Consider the following 14603-nt stretch of genomic DNA (forward strand, 5'->3'; position numbering starts at 1 on the left):
CTACATGGCAGCAGTACTGGTCGGCCAATTCCACGCCCGCGACGCCGAAGGCCGCATCTACCCGGTGCATGAATTCCAGGAGTCGACCTTGCAGGCGGACGGCAGCACCCTTGGCGCGCCGATCACCACCTATCGCCTGGCCATCGGCGACCGGGTCAATTACCTGGGTGAAGACCGCTTCGAACTGGCCCAGAGCGGCGTCGAGATCATCCGCATTCCGTGAGGCAATCCACCGTGTAGGGCCCCTCGCCTTCATGCTGCAGGCCATGGACATCGGCAACGAAGCCGGGAAAGCCCCTGTCGAAGGCTCGGGCGAAGGCCAGGTAGTCGAGGATCGAACGGGTCGCCTCGGTGAAGCGTTCGCCCGGCATGATCAGCGGAATACCTGGCGGATAAGGCACCAGCATCACCGCCGAGATGCGCCCGAGCAATTGCTCGATCGGCACCGCTTCGACCTCCCCCTTGACCATCCGGTCGTACGCCTGCCCCGGGCTCATGGCCACTTCCGGCAAGCGGGTGAACAGGCGCTTGAGCTGCTTGGCCGTGGCATTGGCACGGTAGCAGTCGTGCAATTGCTCGCACAGGTCGCGCAGGCCCAGCCGCTGATATCGTAACGGTGCGACGGCCACGACGCTGGGCAGGCACAGCTGCAGGGCCGTATTGGCGTCATAGTGGCGCTTGAATTCGAGCAATTCGGTCAGCAGCGTGCTCCACTTGCCCTTGGTGATCCCCATGGAGAACAGCACCAGGAAACTGTACAGCCCGGTCTTCTCTACCACCAACCCACGTTCCCAGAGGAACTTGCTCACCACCGCCGCTGGAATCCCATGCTCGCCGAGCACGCCCTCGGCGGTCAGCCCTGGCATCACCAGGGTCACCTTGAGCGGATCGAGCAGCACATAGTCCTGTGCCACGTCGCCAAAGCCGTGCCACTGGGCGCCGGGCTCCAGCAACCAGTCCTGCGCGTCCAGGCGCTGGATACCTTCGGCCGCCGGCGGCTGCCAGATGCTGAACCACCAATCATCGGTCGCAATGTGCGCGCGCAGGTTGGCCAGCGCGCGACGAAAGCTCAGGGCCTCGTCGAACATCTCCTGCAACAGTGATCGCCCGGCCGGGCCTTCCATCATTGTCGAGGCAACATCCAGCGATGCCAGGATGCTGTACTGGGGCGAGGTCGATATATGCATCATGAACGCCTCGTTGAAGCGATCGCGGTCAAGCTGGCGAAGGGCGCCGTCCTGCACGTGGATCATCGAGGCCTGGCTGAAGGCAGCCAGTAGCTTGTGGGTAGAGTGCGTGCTGAACAGCAGCGGGCTGTCGGCCTCGCGGGCGGTGCCCATGGCATAGCGCCCGCTGAAGAAATCGTGGAAAGCAGCGTAGGCGAACCAGGCCTCGTCGAAATGCAGTATTTCGACACTCGCACCCAGGGCCTGCTTGATCTGGCCGGCGTGGTAGCACAGACCGTCATAGGTGGAATTGGTCACCACCGCCAGGCGGATGCGCGGCGCACGACCACGGGTCAGGGGGTTGGCCTGAATCTTGGCCGCGATCGACTCGCGGCTGAACTCGCTGAGCGGGATCGGCCCGATGATGCCCAGTTCGTTGCGCTCCGGGCACAGGTACAACGGGATGGCACCGGTCATGATGATCGCATGCACCACCGATTTGTGGCAGTTGCGGTCCACCAGCACCAGGTCGTCACGCGCGACCATGGCGTGCCAGACGATCTTGTTGGCGGTCGAGGTGCCATTGATGACGAAGAACGTATGATCGGCACCAAAATTGCGCGCAGCCCTGGCCTCGGCTTCGGCCAGCGGCCCGGTGTGATCGAGCAACGACCCCAGCTCCGGCACCGAGACCGAGAGATCCGAACGCAGGGTGTTTTCGCCGAAGAACTGGTGAAAGGCCTGGCCCACCGGGCTTTTGCGATACGCCACGCCACCACCGTGGCCGGGCGTGTGCCAGGAATAGTTCGATTGCGCAGTGTGCTGCACCAGCGCCTTGAAGAAAGGGGGCAGCAGGCCGTCGAGGTAATTGTGCGCAGCCCGCGCCACCTGTCGGGCCAGGAACGGCACAGTGTCTTCGAACAGGTAGAGGATGCCACGCAACTGGTTCAGCTCGCTCATCGCCTCGGCAGGTGCATTTTCCAGGGTAACCTGCTCGCCCAGGGCAAAGATCGGCAGATCCGGTGCACGCAGCCGCGCCAGGTGGATCAGCTCGGCCATATTCTGCAGCAGATGGATATTGTCACCGACGCCTTCGGCGGCGATCAGCATGCAGGCCAGGCCGTGGTGGGTGGCGGCGACCAGACGCGCTTCGGCATGGTCGGCGGCGGCGAGGATGGCGAAGCCATCCTGCTTGAGCTCCTCGGCGATACCCCGTATGCGCTCACCGGCGACACTGTCGGCCTTGATCGCACGGTGGACGATGAGGATGGGGAACTTGAGGTCCTTGTACATCAGGCTGCTACCTCCGAAGGACGCGTGTCCATTTCAGGGTAGTCGAGCCTCAGGGCAACTGTATGGGCAGTGTCAGCCTGCTGGCGTTTCGGTCAGTGCCTGCCACATTGCCGGTGCCCCTGCCGACTTGGCGATCGCCGCCAGACGCTCGGAATGTGCCTCGAGCTCCTCTTCGCTGGCCATGATCACCCGCCCCGGCTGACGCCCGACGATACGGCGGATCTCGCTACCATTGCCGCCCTGCCCTTCGTTGTCTTCAGCGCCCTGGCCGGCCAGCGACAGGCTGGTCTGGCCACCGGTCATCGCCAGGTAGACGTCGGCCAGCAGTTCCGAGTCGAGCAGCGCGCCGTGCAGGTCGCGGCCTGAGTTGTCGATGCCGTAGCGTTTGCACAGCGCATCGAGGCTGTTGCGCTGGCCCGGATGGCGCGAGCGCGCCATCATCAGGGTGTCGAGGATGGTGCAGTGCTGGGAGATGTCGGCGCGGTCTTGCCGGCCCATCAAGGCAAATTCGTTGTTGATGAAGCCAACGTCGAACGCCGCGTTGTGGATGACCAGTTGCGCGCCCTGGATGTACTCGAAGAATTCTTCGGCGACATCGGCGAAGCGCGGCTTGTCGAGCAGGAAGGCGTCGGTGATGCCGTGAACGCCAATGGCGCCCTCGTCGCTCTCGCGGTCCGGCTGCAGGTAGACGTGGAAGTTGCGCCCGGTCAGGCGCCGGCCGATGACCTCGACGCAACCGATCTCGATGATCCGGTGGCCTTCGCTGACCGGCATACCGGTGGTTTCGGTATCGAGGACGATCAGTCGGGTGTTCTGCTGCTCCACGCGGGGGCTCCAAGCGACTTCTGGGAAAGGGGACGAGTATACATCAAACGGGTTTCAGACTTTCCAGCGCGCGGGATGCGTTCAAGGTGAGGCTGCATCACCCCTGCGCGCGCAACTCATCGACCCCGCGGTTGGCCAGCTGATCGGCCCGCTCGTTACCCGGATGCCCGATATGCCCGCGCACCCACTTCCAGGTCACCTTGTGCCGGTTGACCTGTTCATCGAGCAACTTCCACAGGTCGGCATTCTTCACCGGTTCCTTCGCGGCGGTCTTCCAGCCACGTTTCTTCCAGTTGCCCATCCATTCGGTGATGCCTTTCATCACGTACTGCGAGTCGGTGGTCAACACCACGTCGCATTCGCGCTTGAGCGCCATCAGCGCGCAGATCGCGGCCATGAGCTCCATGCGATTGTTGGTGGTGTCGCGCTCGCCGCCCCACAGTTCCTTCTCGACGCCCTTATAGACGATCAGGGCGCCCCAGCCACCCAGGCCAGGATTGCCCTTGCAGGCACCATCGGTGTAGATCTCGACGCTATCGCTCATGTACCGCCTTCGTTCGCTTGCAGGTTATCGATCGCGGACGGCGTGGTCAGGGCTCGCTGTGACGACGATTGACCTTGGCCAGCGGCAGGGGCAACAGCTTGCCCATCGGCTCGCGACGCTCCATGGGCAGAGGTCGCAGGCCTACTACCATCTTGCGCGCCACCAGCAGGTAAACACCCCCGCCTGCGGTCTGCCATCCCCCGGCCATCCGCTCCCACCCCGCCAGGCGCTGTTGCCAGACAGGGGAGGAAAGCGGCGGACGATAGCACCCGAAGCGGCGTTTCTCCAGCGCGAACCCCAGCAGGTTGAGCCAGTCGCCAACCCGCGACGGCGAGATGCAGCGCGCCTTGCGTAGCGCTCCACGGCCGAAAAAGTGCCGCGCGCCCCAGGCGCTCCAAGGATTGATGCCAACGATCAACAGGTGCCCACCCGGGCGTACTGCGCTGGCAGCCTGGCGCAACAGACCGTGGGGCGAGAGGCTGAAATCCAGGCCATGCTGCAGCACCACCACATCGGCCGCATGCTCGGACAGCGGCCAGGCCTGTTCCTCGCAGACGATCTCCACTCCGGGCAATGGCGCGCCGAGGCGTACCGTGCGTTGCACCTGCGGGGCACTGGGCGGCGTCTCGGCGCTCGGCCCATAGTGCACGAGAAACCCACCGAAGAAGCGGCCCAGCTCCTCTTCGAGCAGTTTCTCTTCTTCCTTGAGCATCAGTTGCCCGATGGGCCCGGCGAACCAGTCGCGGGCCAGGCTGATCAGCTCCAACCACTCGGGGTCGGCCTGGGCAAAGGCTTGGTCGGTCATTGCATTCTCCCTCGAAGGTTTCTCCGGCCACGCCATCGCGGCTAAGATGCCTTCATGTCCCACGCCAGATGATTCGGATCCGCGCCATGATACAGATCGATGCCCTTCCCGCTTTCTCCGACAACTACATCTGGTTGTTACAGGATACTGCCAAACGCCAGTGCGCGGTGGTCGACCCCGGCGACGCCGGCCCGGTGCTGCAATGGCTCGAGGCCCATGCCGGCTGGACGCTCACCGATATCCTCATCACTCACCACCATAACGACCATGTCGGCGGCGTCGAGAAGCTCAAGCAGGCGACCGGCGCCAAAGTCTACGGGCCGGCCAACGAACGCATTCCGGCCCGTGACGTGGCGCTGGACGACGGCGACAGCGTGACGGCACTGGGCTTGACCTTCGAGGTGCTCGCCGTACCTGGCCACACCCTCGGCCACATCGCCTATTACAGCGCACAGAATCCGACCCCGCTGCTGTTCAGCGGCGACACCCTGTTCGCCGCCGGCTGCGGGCGAATGTTCGAAGGCACACCCGAACAGATGCAACCTGCCCTGCAGCGCCTGGCCGAGCTGCCGGAGGCGACCGAGGTGTACTGCGCCCACGAATACACCCTGAGCAACCTGCGTTTTGCCAAGGCCGTAGAGCCGGAGAACCAGGATGTTCTCCAGCGTTTCAACGAGGTTACCCGCCTGCGTGCCGACAATCGCATCACCCTGCCCTCGACCATCGGCCTGGAGCGGCAGACCAATCCGTTTCTTCGCACAACTGAAACATCCGTTAAACAAAAAGCAGACGAATGGAAGGGACATTCAAACGAATCCCAACCCGCTGTTTTTGCTGCCTTGAGGTCTTGGAAAGACGGCTTCTGATAACCTCACGATATATCGCAGGAGGACATCCAAGGTTGACCCAACCGGATGCGGTTTCTAGAATCGCCGAAATTTTTTGCCCGGAAAACCGTGTCCGCCGATGTCTTCCCGTAGCCGCCGCACCGCTCATTCCGCCGCCCTGACGCGCCTGGCCCAGGTCAGCGCACTCGCTTTGGCCGCCACCCTCGTGGGCTGCCAGAGCACCCGTCAGGTCGACGAATCCGACAGCGTTCGCGCGCACAACTACCAGGCCCGGATCAAGCACAAACCGGCGCCGCTGATGATCAAGCCGGCCGAGCAGAAAGCCCCCGAGGATGTCTGGGAACGCATGCGCCAGGGCTTTGCCCTGCAAGATGGCATCGACGTCAATCCGCGCATCGAGCAACAGCGCCTGTGGTTCGCCAGCAACCCGAGCTTCCTCGAGAACGCCGGCGAGCGTGGCAGCCTCTACCTGCACTACATCGTCGAGCGCCTCGAAGAACGCGACATGCCGCTTGAGCTGGCCCTGCTGCCGGCCATTGAAAGCGCCTACAACCCGATGGCCTACTCCCGCGCCCACGCGGCGGGCATGTGGCAATTCATCCCGTCCACCGGGCGCCACTTCAACCTGCGCCAGACCAACTTCTACGACGGCCGTCGCGACATCACCGCCTCCACCAACGCCGCGCTGGACTATCTGACCCGCCTGCACGACATGTTCAATGGCGACTGGCTGCTTGCCCTGGCCGCGTACAACGCCGGTGAAGGTACCGTCAGCCGGGCGATCGAGCGCAACGAGCGCCTCGGCCTGCCGACCGACTACTGGAACCTGCCGCTGCCTCAGGAAACCCGCGACTACGTGCCCAAGCTGCTGGCGCTGTCGCAGGTGGTCCTGACACCGCAGGCCTATGGCGTCAACCTCAGCCCCATCGCCAACGAACCCTACTTCGAAGCCGTCGCCATCAACGATCGCCTCGACCTGACCCGCGTCGCCGCCTTCGCCAACATCGACGAAGACGAACTCATCCAGCTCAACCCCGCGTTCAAGAAACGCATGACGGTCGATGGCCCGCAGCAACTGCTCGTCCCCACCGCCAAGGCGCAACTGCTGACCAGCAGCCTGTCCAATCTCAAGCCCGAGCAACTGGTCAGCTTGCAACCGAACAAGGCCGTGTTCCAGGCTGCCCTCGCCGAAGCCAAGGCACCGGCCGCGACCAGCAGTTACCGGGTCAAGCGCGGCGACAACCTGGGCGCCATCGCCAAGGCCAACCGTGTGTCGGTCAAAGACATCCAGCGCTGGAACCGTCTCTCGGGCAGCAGCCTGAAAGTCGGTCAGGTCCTGGCCCTGCGCGGTGGCAATGCCCCGAGCGCCGCGGCCAACCGTGTCGCGGCAGCCAAGCAGCGCTCTACCCAGTACAAGGTGCGCAAGGGCGACTCGTACTATCTGGTTGCCAAACGTTTCAATGTCGAGATGAAACACCTCAAGCGCTGGAACCCGCGCAGCGGCCAGGCACTCAAGCCCGGCCAGACCCTCACCGTCTACCTGACGCGCTGACTGTGTAGGCGCGGGCTTGGGAGGGCGGCGAACCGCCGCGAACACCGGCAGAGCAGGCGCCATGCATTGCGGTGTACTTTTCGCGGGCGAGCCCTCTCCCACAACCGCCCCCGCCCCACCCTTTTTCCATCCCAGACAAGCTGTTACTGTACGCCGGACCAAGCCCAACGCCGCCTTGACCGGATCCCAGACTTGATAAGACCCCTCCTCCTGTCACTGAGCCTGGCCTTGAGCTTCCCCGCAGCCGCCACCGTGACCGAAAGCCACGGTTATGCGCAGTTCGGCACGCTCAAGTACCCGGCCACGTTCACCCATTTCGACTGGGTCAATCCGCAGGCGCCCAAGGGCGGAACCTTGCGGGCCATGGCATTCGGCACCTTCGACACGCTCAACCCCTACACTTTCAAGGGCACCAGCCCTGTTTCGACGCCGAACTTCCAGCAGTACGGCGTCAACGAGCTGAACGAGACCCTGATGGTCGGCACCGGCCAGTACGATCCTTCAGGCGACGAACCGACCTCCAGCTACGGCCTGATCGCCCGCTCGGTGGAATACAGCGAAGACCGCAGTTGGGTGGTGTTCAACCTGCGTCCCGAGGCGCGTTTCCATGACGGACACCCCATCACCTCGGCCGACGTGGCCTTCTCCTACCGCACCCTGCTCAAGGAAGGTCACCCGCTGTACCGCACCAACCTGCAGGAAGTGCAGCGCGTCGACATTCTGGGGCCTCTGCGTATCCGCTTCGTCTTCAAGCGCGCCGGCAACCCGCTGCTGATCCTGCGCCTGGGCGAAATGCCAGTGCTGCCCAAGCACTACTGGCAAGACCGTGACTTCAAGGCCACCACCTTCGAGCCTCCGCTGGGCAGCGGCCCGTATCGCATCACCGAAGTGCAGCCCGGTCGGCGCCTGGTGTTCAGCCGGGTGAAGAACTACTGGGGCAAGGATTTGCCGGTCAACCGCGGCAAGTACAACTTCAACCGCGTGGAGTTCGAGTTCTACCGTGACGCTACCGTGGCCTTCGAAGCCTTCAAGGCTGGCGAGTTCGATATCTACATCGAACACCAGGCCAAGAACTGGGCCAATGGCTACAACTTCCCGGCAATCCGCCGTGGCGATGTGATCAAGGCGCAAATCCCGCACCGGATCCCGACCCAGACCCAGGGTCTGTTCATGAACACCCGACGCGAGGCCTTCGCCGACCCGAAGGTGCGCCAGGCCCTGGGGCTGATGCTCGATTTCGAGTGGACCAACCGCGCCCTGTTCAGCAGCGCCTACCGTCGCTCGACCAGCTACTACCCCAACAGTGAATTCACCGCCAGCGGGCTGCCCACCGGCAAGGAATGGCTGCTGCTCTCACCGTTTCGCGAACAGTTGCCCGCCAAGCTCTTCACCGAGCCCTACCAGGTCAGCCAGACCGACGGGCGCGGCATCGACCGCCAGACCTTGCGCACAGCCCTGGGCCTGCTCGGCGAAGCCGGCTGGAAGCTCGACGGGCAGCGCCTGGTCGATGCAAAAGGCCGCCAGTTGCGCCTGGAGTTGCTGCTGGTAAACCCGAATCTGGAACGCATTCTGCAACCTTATGTCGAAAATCTGTCCAGCATCGGCATCGACGCGCGCTTGCGCACGGTAGACCGAGCCCAGTACAAACAACGGCTGGACCAATTCGACTTCGACATGATCCTGATGACCCTGAACCAGACCCTCAGCCCCGGACTCGAGCAGTGGCAGTACTTCCACTCAAGCCAGGCCACCGTCAAGGGCAGCAAGAACTACGCGGGCATCAAGGACCCTGTGGTCGATCACCTGCTCGACACGCTCATGGCCGCCCGCACCCGCGATGACCAGGTCGCCGCTGCACGCGCGCTTGACCGGGTGCTGTCGTGGCACTACTACATGATTCCCAACTGGTACCTGGACAACCATCGCCTGGCCTACCGCAACCGGTTCGCCTTCGTCACCACGCCGCCCTACACCCTGGGCCTGAACAGCTGGTGGCTCAAGACTTCGGAGAAAGCCAAATGATGCCGACGCCTCGCCTGCGCCTGGCCTGCAGCCTGTTGCTCGCCTGCCTGAGCCTACCTGCGCTGGCCGCCCCGCAACACGCCCTGACGCTCTACGACGAACCGCCCAAGTACCCCGCCGACTTCAAGCATTTCGACTACGTCAATCCCGATGCCCCCAAGGGCGGGACCTTCCGCCAGTCCAGCTTCGGCGGCTTCGACAGCCTCAACCCCTTCATCAACAAGGGTGTATCGGCCGACAACATCAGCATCATCTACGACACCCTGATGCGCCAGAGCCAGGACGAGCCCTTCACCGAGTACGGGCTGGTCGCCGGCAAGATCGAAAAGGCCCCCGACAACAGCTGGGTACGCTTCTACTTGCGACCTGAAGCACGCTTCCATGACGGCCATCCCATCCGCGCCGAAGATGTCGTGTTCAGCTTCAACGCCCTCACCCAGCAGGGTGCGCCGTTGTACCGCCAGTACTACGGTGATGTCTCGGAGGTGATCGTCGAGGACCCGCTGCGTGTCTTGTTCAAGTTCAAGCACAGCAACAACCGTGAGCTGCCGCTGATCCTGGGCCAGTTGCCGGTGCTGCCCAAGCATTGGTACGAGACCCGCGACTTCACCCGCGGCAACCTCGAGATCCCCCTGGGCAGTGGCCCGTACAAGGTCGCCGAGGTCAAGGCCGGACGCTCGATCCGTTACGAGCGGGTCAAGGACTACTGGGCCAAGGACCTGCCGATCAACCGCGGCATGTTCAACTTCGACGCCATGACCTTCGACTCCTACCGCGACACCGCCGTCGCCCTCGAAGCGCTCAAGGCCGGGCAGTTCGACTATGCCCTGGAAGTCAGCGCGAAGAACTGGGCCACCGCCTACAACGTCCCGGCGGTGCGCGACGGGCGCCTGATCAAGGAAGAGTTGCCCAACGGCAACCCGGTCGGCATGCAGGGCTTCATCTTCAACCTGCGCAAACCCGTGTTCCAGGACATCCGCGTGCGCCAGGCCCTGAGCCTGCTGCTCGATTACGAATGGACCAACAAGCAGCTGTTCAACGGCGCCTATACCCGCACCGGCAGCTACTTCGAAAACTCCGAGATGGCCGCTACGGGCCTGCCCTCCGCCGACGAGCTGAAGATCCTCGAACCGCTGCGCGGCAAGATTCCCGAGCAGGTCTTCACCGAGGTGTTCCACAACCCCGTCACCGACGGCAGTGGCATGATTCGCGAGCAGCAACGCAAGGCCTACCAGTTGCTGATGGACGCCGGCTGGAAGATCGAGAACGACAAGATGGTCGATGCCCAGGGCAAGCCGGTGTCGATCGAGTTTCTCCTGGCACAGACCGAGTTCGAGCGCATCCTGCTGCCGTTCAAGCGCAACCTGGCCGACCTGGGTATCGACCTGACCATCCGCCGCGTCGATGTCTCGCAATACATCACGCGCCTGCGCTCGCGCGACTTCGACATGATCGTCGGCGGCTTCCCGCAATCCAACTCGCCGGGCAACGAACAACGCGAATACTGGACCAGCGCCGCCGCCGACCGCTCGGGCAGCCGCAACACCATCGGCCTGCGTGACCCGGCCATCGACCAACTGGTCGAAGACCTGATCAACGCCGACTCGCGCCAGAGCCTGGTCGCCCACACGCGTGCGCTGGACCGTGTGCTGCTGTGGGGTTACTACGTCATCCCCAACTGGCACATCAAGACCTGGCGCGTCGCCTACTGGAACCACCTTGGCCATCCGAAGGTGTCACCCAAATACGATATCGGCATCGACACCTGGTGGATCAAGCCCGACGTGACCCCTGCCATCAGCGAAGCACGCGTGCCACTCGTGGACGAGGCAAACTGACATGCTTGCCTACATTCTGCGCCGCCTGCTGCTGATCATCCCGACCCTGTTCGGCATCCTCATCATCAACTTCATCATCGTCCAGGCCGCCCCCGGCGGCCCAGTCGAGCAGATGATCGCCAAGCTCGAGGGTTTCGATGGCGCCACCAGCCGCATCGCCGGTGGCGGCGCCGAAGTGTCGGTGGCCGGCTCCAACTACCGAGGGGCCCAAGGCCTGGACCCGGCGCTGGTCGCTGAAATCGAACGTATGTACGGTTTCGACAAATCAGCCCCCGAGCGGTTGTGGATCATGGTCAAGAACTACGCCCAGCTCGACTTCGGCGACAGCTTCTTCCGCGATGCCAAGGTCATCGACCTGATCGCCGAGAAGATGCCCGTGTCGATTTCGCTGGGGCTGTGGAGCACATTGATCATGTACCTGGTGTCGATCCCGCTGGGGATTGCCAAGGCAGTGCGCCACGGCAGCCACTTCGACGTCTGGACCAGCTCGGCGATCATCGTCGGCTACGCCATCCCCGCGTTCCTCTTCGCCATCCTGCTGATCGTGCTGTTCGCCGGTGGCAGCTATTTCGACTGGTTCCCGCTCCGGGGCCTGACCTCGAACAACTTCGACGAACTGTCCACCGCCGGTAAGGTGATGGACTACTTCTGGCACCTGGTGCTGCCGATCACCGCGCTGGTGATCGGAAACTTCGCCACCATGACCCTGCTGACCAAGAACAGCTTCCTCGACGAGATCAACAAGCAGTACGTGATCACCGCCAAGGCCAAGGGCCTGAGCCGTAACCGCGTGCTCTACGGCCATGTATTCCGCAACGCCATGCTGCTGGTGATTGCCGGCTTCCCCTCGGCGTTCATCGGCATCTTCTTCACCGGTTCCCTGCTGATCGAGGTCATTTTCTCCCTCGACGGCCTGGGCCTGATGAGTTTCGAAGCGGCCATCAACCGCGACTACCCGGTGGTGTTCGGCACCCTGTTCATCTTCACCCTGCTGGGGCTGGTGGTGAAACTGATCGGCGACCTCACCTATACCCTGGTCGATCCGCGCATCGACTTCGCCAGCCGGGAGCACTGACATGGCCCTCTCTCCCCTGAACCGCCGGCGCTTCGAGCGCTTCAAGGCCAACCGTCGCGGCTGGTGGTCGCTGTGGCTGTTCCTGATCCTGTTCGGCCTGAGCCTGGGTGCCGAGTTGATCGCCAACGACAAGCCCATCGCCGTGCGCTACGACGGCGAGTGGTATTTCCCGGCGTTCAAACGCTACCCGGAAACCACCTTCGGCGGCGAATTCCCGCTGGAAGCCAACTACAAGAGCCCCTATATCCGCGAACTGCTGGAAAAAAAGGACAGCTTCGTGCTGTGGGCGCCAATCCCGTTCAGCTACCAGAGCATCAACTACGACCTGAAGGTCCCTGCCCCCGCGCCGCCCTCGACCGACAACCTGCTCGGTACCGACGATCAGGGTCGCGACGTGCTCGCCCGGGTGATCTACGGATTCCGCATCTCGGTGCTGTTCGCCCTGACGCTGACCATCGCCAGCTCCATCGTCGGCGTCATCGCCGGGGCCCTGCAGGGCTTCTATGGCGGCTGGGTGGACCTGGCTGGCCAGCGTTTCCTGGAAATCTGGTCGGGCCTGCCGGTGCTATACCTGTTGATCATCCTCGCAAGCTTCGTACAGCCCAACTTCTGGTGGTTGCTCGGCATCATGCTGCTGTTCTCGTGGATGAGCCTGGTGGACGTGGTGCGCGCCGAATTCCTGCGCGGGCGCAACCTCGAGTACGTGCGCGCCGCACGCGCACTGGGCATGCGCAACGGCCCGATCATGTTCCGGCACATCCTGCCCAATGCCATGATCTCGACCATGACCTTCATGCCATTCATCCTCACCGGCGCCATCGGCACCCTCACCGCCCTCGATTTCCTGGGCTTCGGTCTGCCTGCCGGCTCCCCGTCGCTGGGCGAACTGGTCGCCCAGGGCAAGTCCAACCTGCAGGCCCCATGGCTGGGTATCAGCGCCTTCGCCGTGCTTGCAGTGATGCTGAGCCTGCTGGTGTTCATCGGCGAGTCCGCCCGCGATGCCTTCGACCCAAGGAAATGACATGAGCCAAGACACCCTGATCGAAGTGCGCGACCTGGCGGTGGAGTTCGTCACCGGCGAACAGGTCAATCGTGTGGTCGATGGCATCAGTTTCGACATCCGCAAGGGCGAGACCCTCGCCCTGGTCGGCGAGAGCGGCTCGGGCAAATCGGTCACCGCTCACTCGATCCTGCGCCTGCTGCCCTACCCGCTCGCCCGCCACCCCGGCGGCACCATCCACTATGGCGGCAAGGATCTCCTGCACCTGGGCGAAAAGCCCATGCAGCGCATCCGCGGCAACCGCATCGCGATGATCTTCCAGGAACCGATGACCTCGCTGAACCCGCTGCATTGCATCGAGAAGCAGATCAACGAGATCCTCCTGCTGCACAAAGGCCTCACCGGCAAGCAGGCCACCGCCCGCACCCTGGAGCTGCTCGAACTGGTCGGCATTCCCGACCCGAAGAAGCGCCTCAAGGCCCTGCCCCACGAGCTCTCCGGCGGCCAGCGCCAGCGCGTGATGATCGCCATGGCCCTGGCCAACGAACCCGAACTGCTGATCGCCGACGAGCCCACCACCGCGCTCGACGTCACCGTGCAGCTCAAGATCCTCGATTTGCTCAAATCCCTGCAGGCACGCCTGGGCATGGCGCTGCTGCTGATCAGCCACGACCTCAACCTGGTGCGGCGTATCGCCCACCGCGTGTGCGTGATGCAGTGCGGCAAGATCGTCGAGCAGGCCGACTGCGAGACGCTGTTCAAGGCCCCGCAGCACCCCTATACGCAGATGCTGATCAATGCCGAGCCCAGCGGCGGCCCGGCGGCGAACGCGGTCGGCAAACCGCTGCTGGAGGTCAAGGACCTGAAGGTGTGGTTCCCGATCAAGAAGGGCCTGCTGCGTCGCACTGTCGATCATGTGAAAGCCGTCGATGGGATCAATTTCAGCCTTCCGCAGGGGCAAACCCTGGGGATCGTCGGCGAGAGCGGATCCGGTAAATCAACGCTGGGGCTGGCGATCTTGCGATTGATCGCAAGCCAGGGTGGGATTCGCTTCCACGGGCAGTCGCTGGAAGGGATGAACCAGCAGGAAGTGCGGCCGCTGCGGCGCGAGATGCAGGTGGTGTTCCAGGACCCGTTCGGCAGCCTGAGCCCGCGCATGTGCGTAGCCGATATCGTTGGCGAAGGCTTGCGGATTCACAAGATCGGCACCCCCGCCGAGCAGGAAGCCGCGATCATTGCGGCGCTGGAGGAAGTGGGGCTGGATCCGCGTACACGGCACCGGTATCCACACGAGTTCTCTGGCGGGCAGCGCCAGCGGATCGCGATCGCCCGGGCGCTGGTGTTGAAGCCGGCCTTGATCCTGCTGGACGAGCCAACCTCGGCGCTGGACCGGACCGTACAGCGGCAGGTCGTGGAACTGCTGCGCAACCTGCAGTTGAAGTACAACCTGACGTACCTGTTCATCAGCCATGACCTCGCGGTGGTGAAGGCGTTGAGTCACCAGTTGATGGTGATCAAGCACGGGCACGTGGTGGAACAAGGCGATGCGCAGGAGATCTTCCATGCGCCGCAGCATCCGTATACGCGTCAGTTGCTGGAGGCAGCGTTTCTGGAGGCGACGAACAGTTAATGCCT

At 63.4% G+C, this 14603-nt stretch carries 12 protein-coding genes; 8 read left to right on the forward strand and 4 right to left on the reverse strand.

The window, feature by feature from the left end:
• Positions 1 to 4 precede the first annotated feature (4 nt).
• The gene (locus AC2CGW_RS00175; RefSeq protein WP_054894341.1) at positions 5 to 223 is read left to right on the forward strand and encodes a hypothetical protein; all 219 of its coding nucleotides are present in this window, start codon (positions 5 to 7) and stop codon (positions 221 to 223) included.
• Here the strand turns inward: AC2CGW_RS00175 and AC2CGW_RS00180 are convergent.
• The 4 genes from AC2CGW_RS00180 to AC2CGW_RS00195 form a co-directional block, all read right to left on the reverse strand.
• Complete coding sequence (locus tag AC2CGW_RS00180; RefSeq protein WP_411382917.1) at positions 207 to 2459, reverse strand: Orn/Lys/Arg family decarboxylase; 2253 nt, start codon at positions 2457 to 2459, stop codon at positions 207 to 209. The genes AC2CGW_RS00175 and AC2CGW_RS00180 overlap by 17 nt on opposite strands.
• Before the next feature lie 72 nt (positions 2460 to 2531).
• Positions 2532 to 3284 carry a DNA polymerase III subunit epsilon gene (gene dnaQ / locus AC2CGW_RS00185; protein WP_288375970.1) on the reverse strand — a complete coding sequence of 251 codons (753 nt, stop codon included), beginning with the start codon at positions 3282 to 3284 and terminating at the stop codon, positions 2532 to 2534.
• Positions 3285 to 3381: 97 nt separating this feature from the next.
• A complete protein-coding gene (gene rnhA, locus AC2CGW_RS00190; RefSeq protein WP_186666174.1) occupies positions 3382 to 3828 on the reverse strand; it encodes a ribonuclease HI in 447 nt (148 codons plus the stop codon).
• A gap of 46 nt (positions 3829 to 3874) precedes the next feature.
• Positions 3875 to 4633, reverse strand: coding sequence for a class I SAM-dependent methyltransferase (locus tag AC2CGW_RS00195; RefSeq protein WP_186666175.1), 759 nt, complete (start codon positions 4631 to 4633; stop codon positions 3875 to 3877).
• Between the two features lie 86 nt (positions 4634 to 4719).
• Here AC2CGW_RS00195 and gloB point away from each other — a divergent pair, with 86 nt between their 5' ends.
• The 7 genes from gloB to AC2CGW_RS00230 all read left to right on the forward strand — a co-directional run bounded on the left by gloB (position 4720) and on the right by AC2CGW_RS00230 (position 14598).
• Positions 4720 to 5499, forward strand: coding sequence for a hydroxyacylglutathione hydrolase (gene gloB, locus AC2CGW_RS00200; protein ID WP_186666176.1), 780 nt, complete (start codon positions 4720 to 4722; stop codon positions 5497 to 5499).
• Positions 5500 to 5599: 100 nt separating this feature from the next.
• A complete protein-coding gene (locus AC2CGW_RS00205; protein ID WP_186708008.1) occupies positions 5600 to 7033 on the forward strand; it encodes a lytic transglycosylase domain-containing protein in 1434 nt (477 codons plus the stop codon).
• A 192-nt stretch (positions 7034 to 7225) separates the two neighbouring features.
• Entirely contained in the window at positions 7226 to 9055 is a 1830-nt protein-coding gene (locus AC2CGW_RS00210; protein WP_186708006.1) for an extracellular solute-binding protein, read from the forward strand.
• Positions 9052 to 10893 carry an extracellular solute-binding protein gene (locus AC2CGW_RS00215; RefSeq protein WP_288375975.1) on the forward strand — a complete coding sequence of 614 codons (1842 nt, stop codon included), beginning with the start codon at positions 9052 to 9054 and terminating at the stop codon, positions 10891 to 10893. Before AC2CGW_RS00210 ends, AC2CGW_RS00215 begins: the two co-directional genes overlap by 4 nt.
• Position 10894: 1 nt before the next feature.
• Positions 10895 to 11968 (forward strand): microcin C ABC transporter permease YejB, encoded by a 1074-nt coding sequence (locus tag AC2CGW_RS00220; RefSeq protein ID WP_186666183.1) that lies wholly within the window; start codon positions 10895 to 10897, stop codon positions 11966 to 11968.
• 1 nt (position 11969) lies between these two features.
• Entirely contained in the window at positions 11970 to 12989 is a 1020-nt protein-coding gene (locus AC2CGW_RS00225) for an ABC transporter permease (RefSeq protein ID WP_186666185.1), read from the forward strand.
• A 1-nt stretch (position 12990) separates the two neighbouring features.
• Entirely contained in the window at positions 12991 to 14598 is a 1608-nt protein-coding gene (locus AC2CGW_RS00230) for an ABC transporter ATP-binding protein (protein ID WP_484573351.1), read from the forward strand.
• The last annotated feature ends 5 nt before the right edge of the window (positions 14599 to 14603 follow it).

It is taken from the genome of Pseudomonas sp. SYWMCR5, assembly GCF_057197165.1.

What these genes read in the sequence shown, in the direction of transcription:
- AC2CGW_RS00175 (WP_054894341.1), top strand. Translation starts at nt 5, where the DNA reads ATGGCAGCAGTACTGGTCGGCCAATTCCACGCCCGCGACGCCGAAGGC.
- AC2CGW_RS00180 (WP_411382917.1), bottom strand. Translation starts at nt 2,459, where the DNA reads ATGTACAAGGACCTCAAGTTCCCCATCCTCATCGTCCACCGTGCGATC.
- rnhA (WP_186666174.1), bottom strand. Translation starts at nt 3,828, where the DNA reads ATGAGCGATAGCGTCGAGATCTACACCGATGGTGCCTGCAAGGGCAAT.
- AC2CGW_RS00195 (WP_186666175.1), bottom strand. Translation starts at nt 4,633, where the DNA reads ATGACCGACCAAGCCTTTGCCCAGGCCGACCCCGAGTGGTTGGAGCTG.
- gloB (WP_186666176.1), top strand. Translation starts at nt 4,720, where the DNA reads ATGATACAGATCGATGCCCTTCCCGCTTTCTCCGACAACTACATCTGG.
- AC2CGW_RS00205 (WP_186708008.1), top strand. Translation starts at nt 5,600, where the DNA reads ATGTCTTCCCGTAGCCGCCGCACCGCTCATTCCGCCGCCCTGACGCGC.
- AC2CGW_RS00215 (WP_288375975.1), top strand. Translation starts at nt 9,052, where the DNA reads ATGATGCCGACGCCTCGCCTGCGCCTGGCCTGCAGCCTGTTGCTCGCC.
- AC2CGW_RS00220 (WP_186666183.1), top strand. Translation starts at nt 10,895, where the DNA reads ATGCTTGCCTACATTCTGCGCCGCCTGCTGCTGATCATCCCGACCCTG.
- AC2CGW_RS00225 (WP_186666185.1), top strand. Translation starts at nt 11,970, where the DNA reads ATGGCCCTCTCTCCCCTGAACCGCCGGCGCTTCGAGCGCTTCAAGGCC.
- AC2CGW_RS00230 (WP_484573351.1), top strand. Translation starts at nt 12,991, where the DNA reads ATGAGCCAAGACACCCTGATCGAAGTGCGCGACCTGGCGGTGGAGTTC.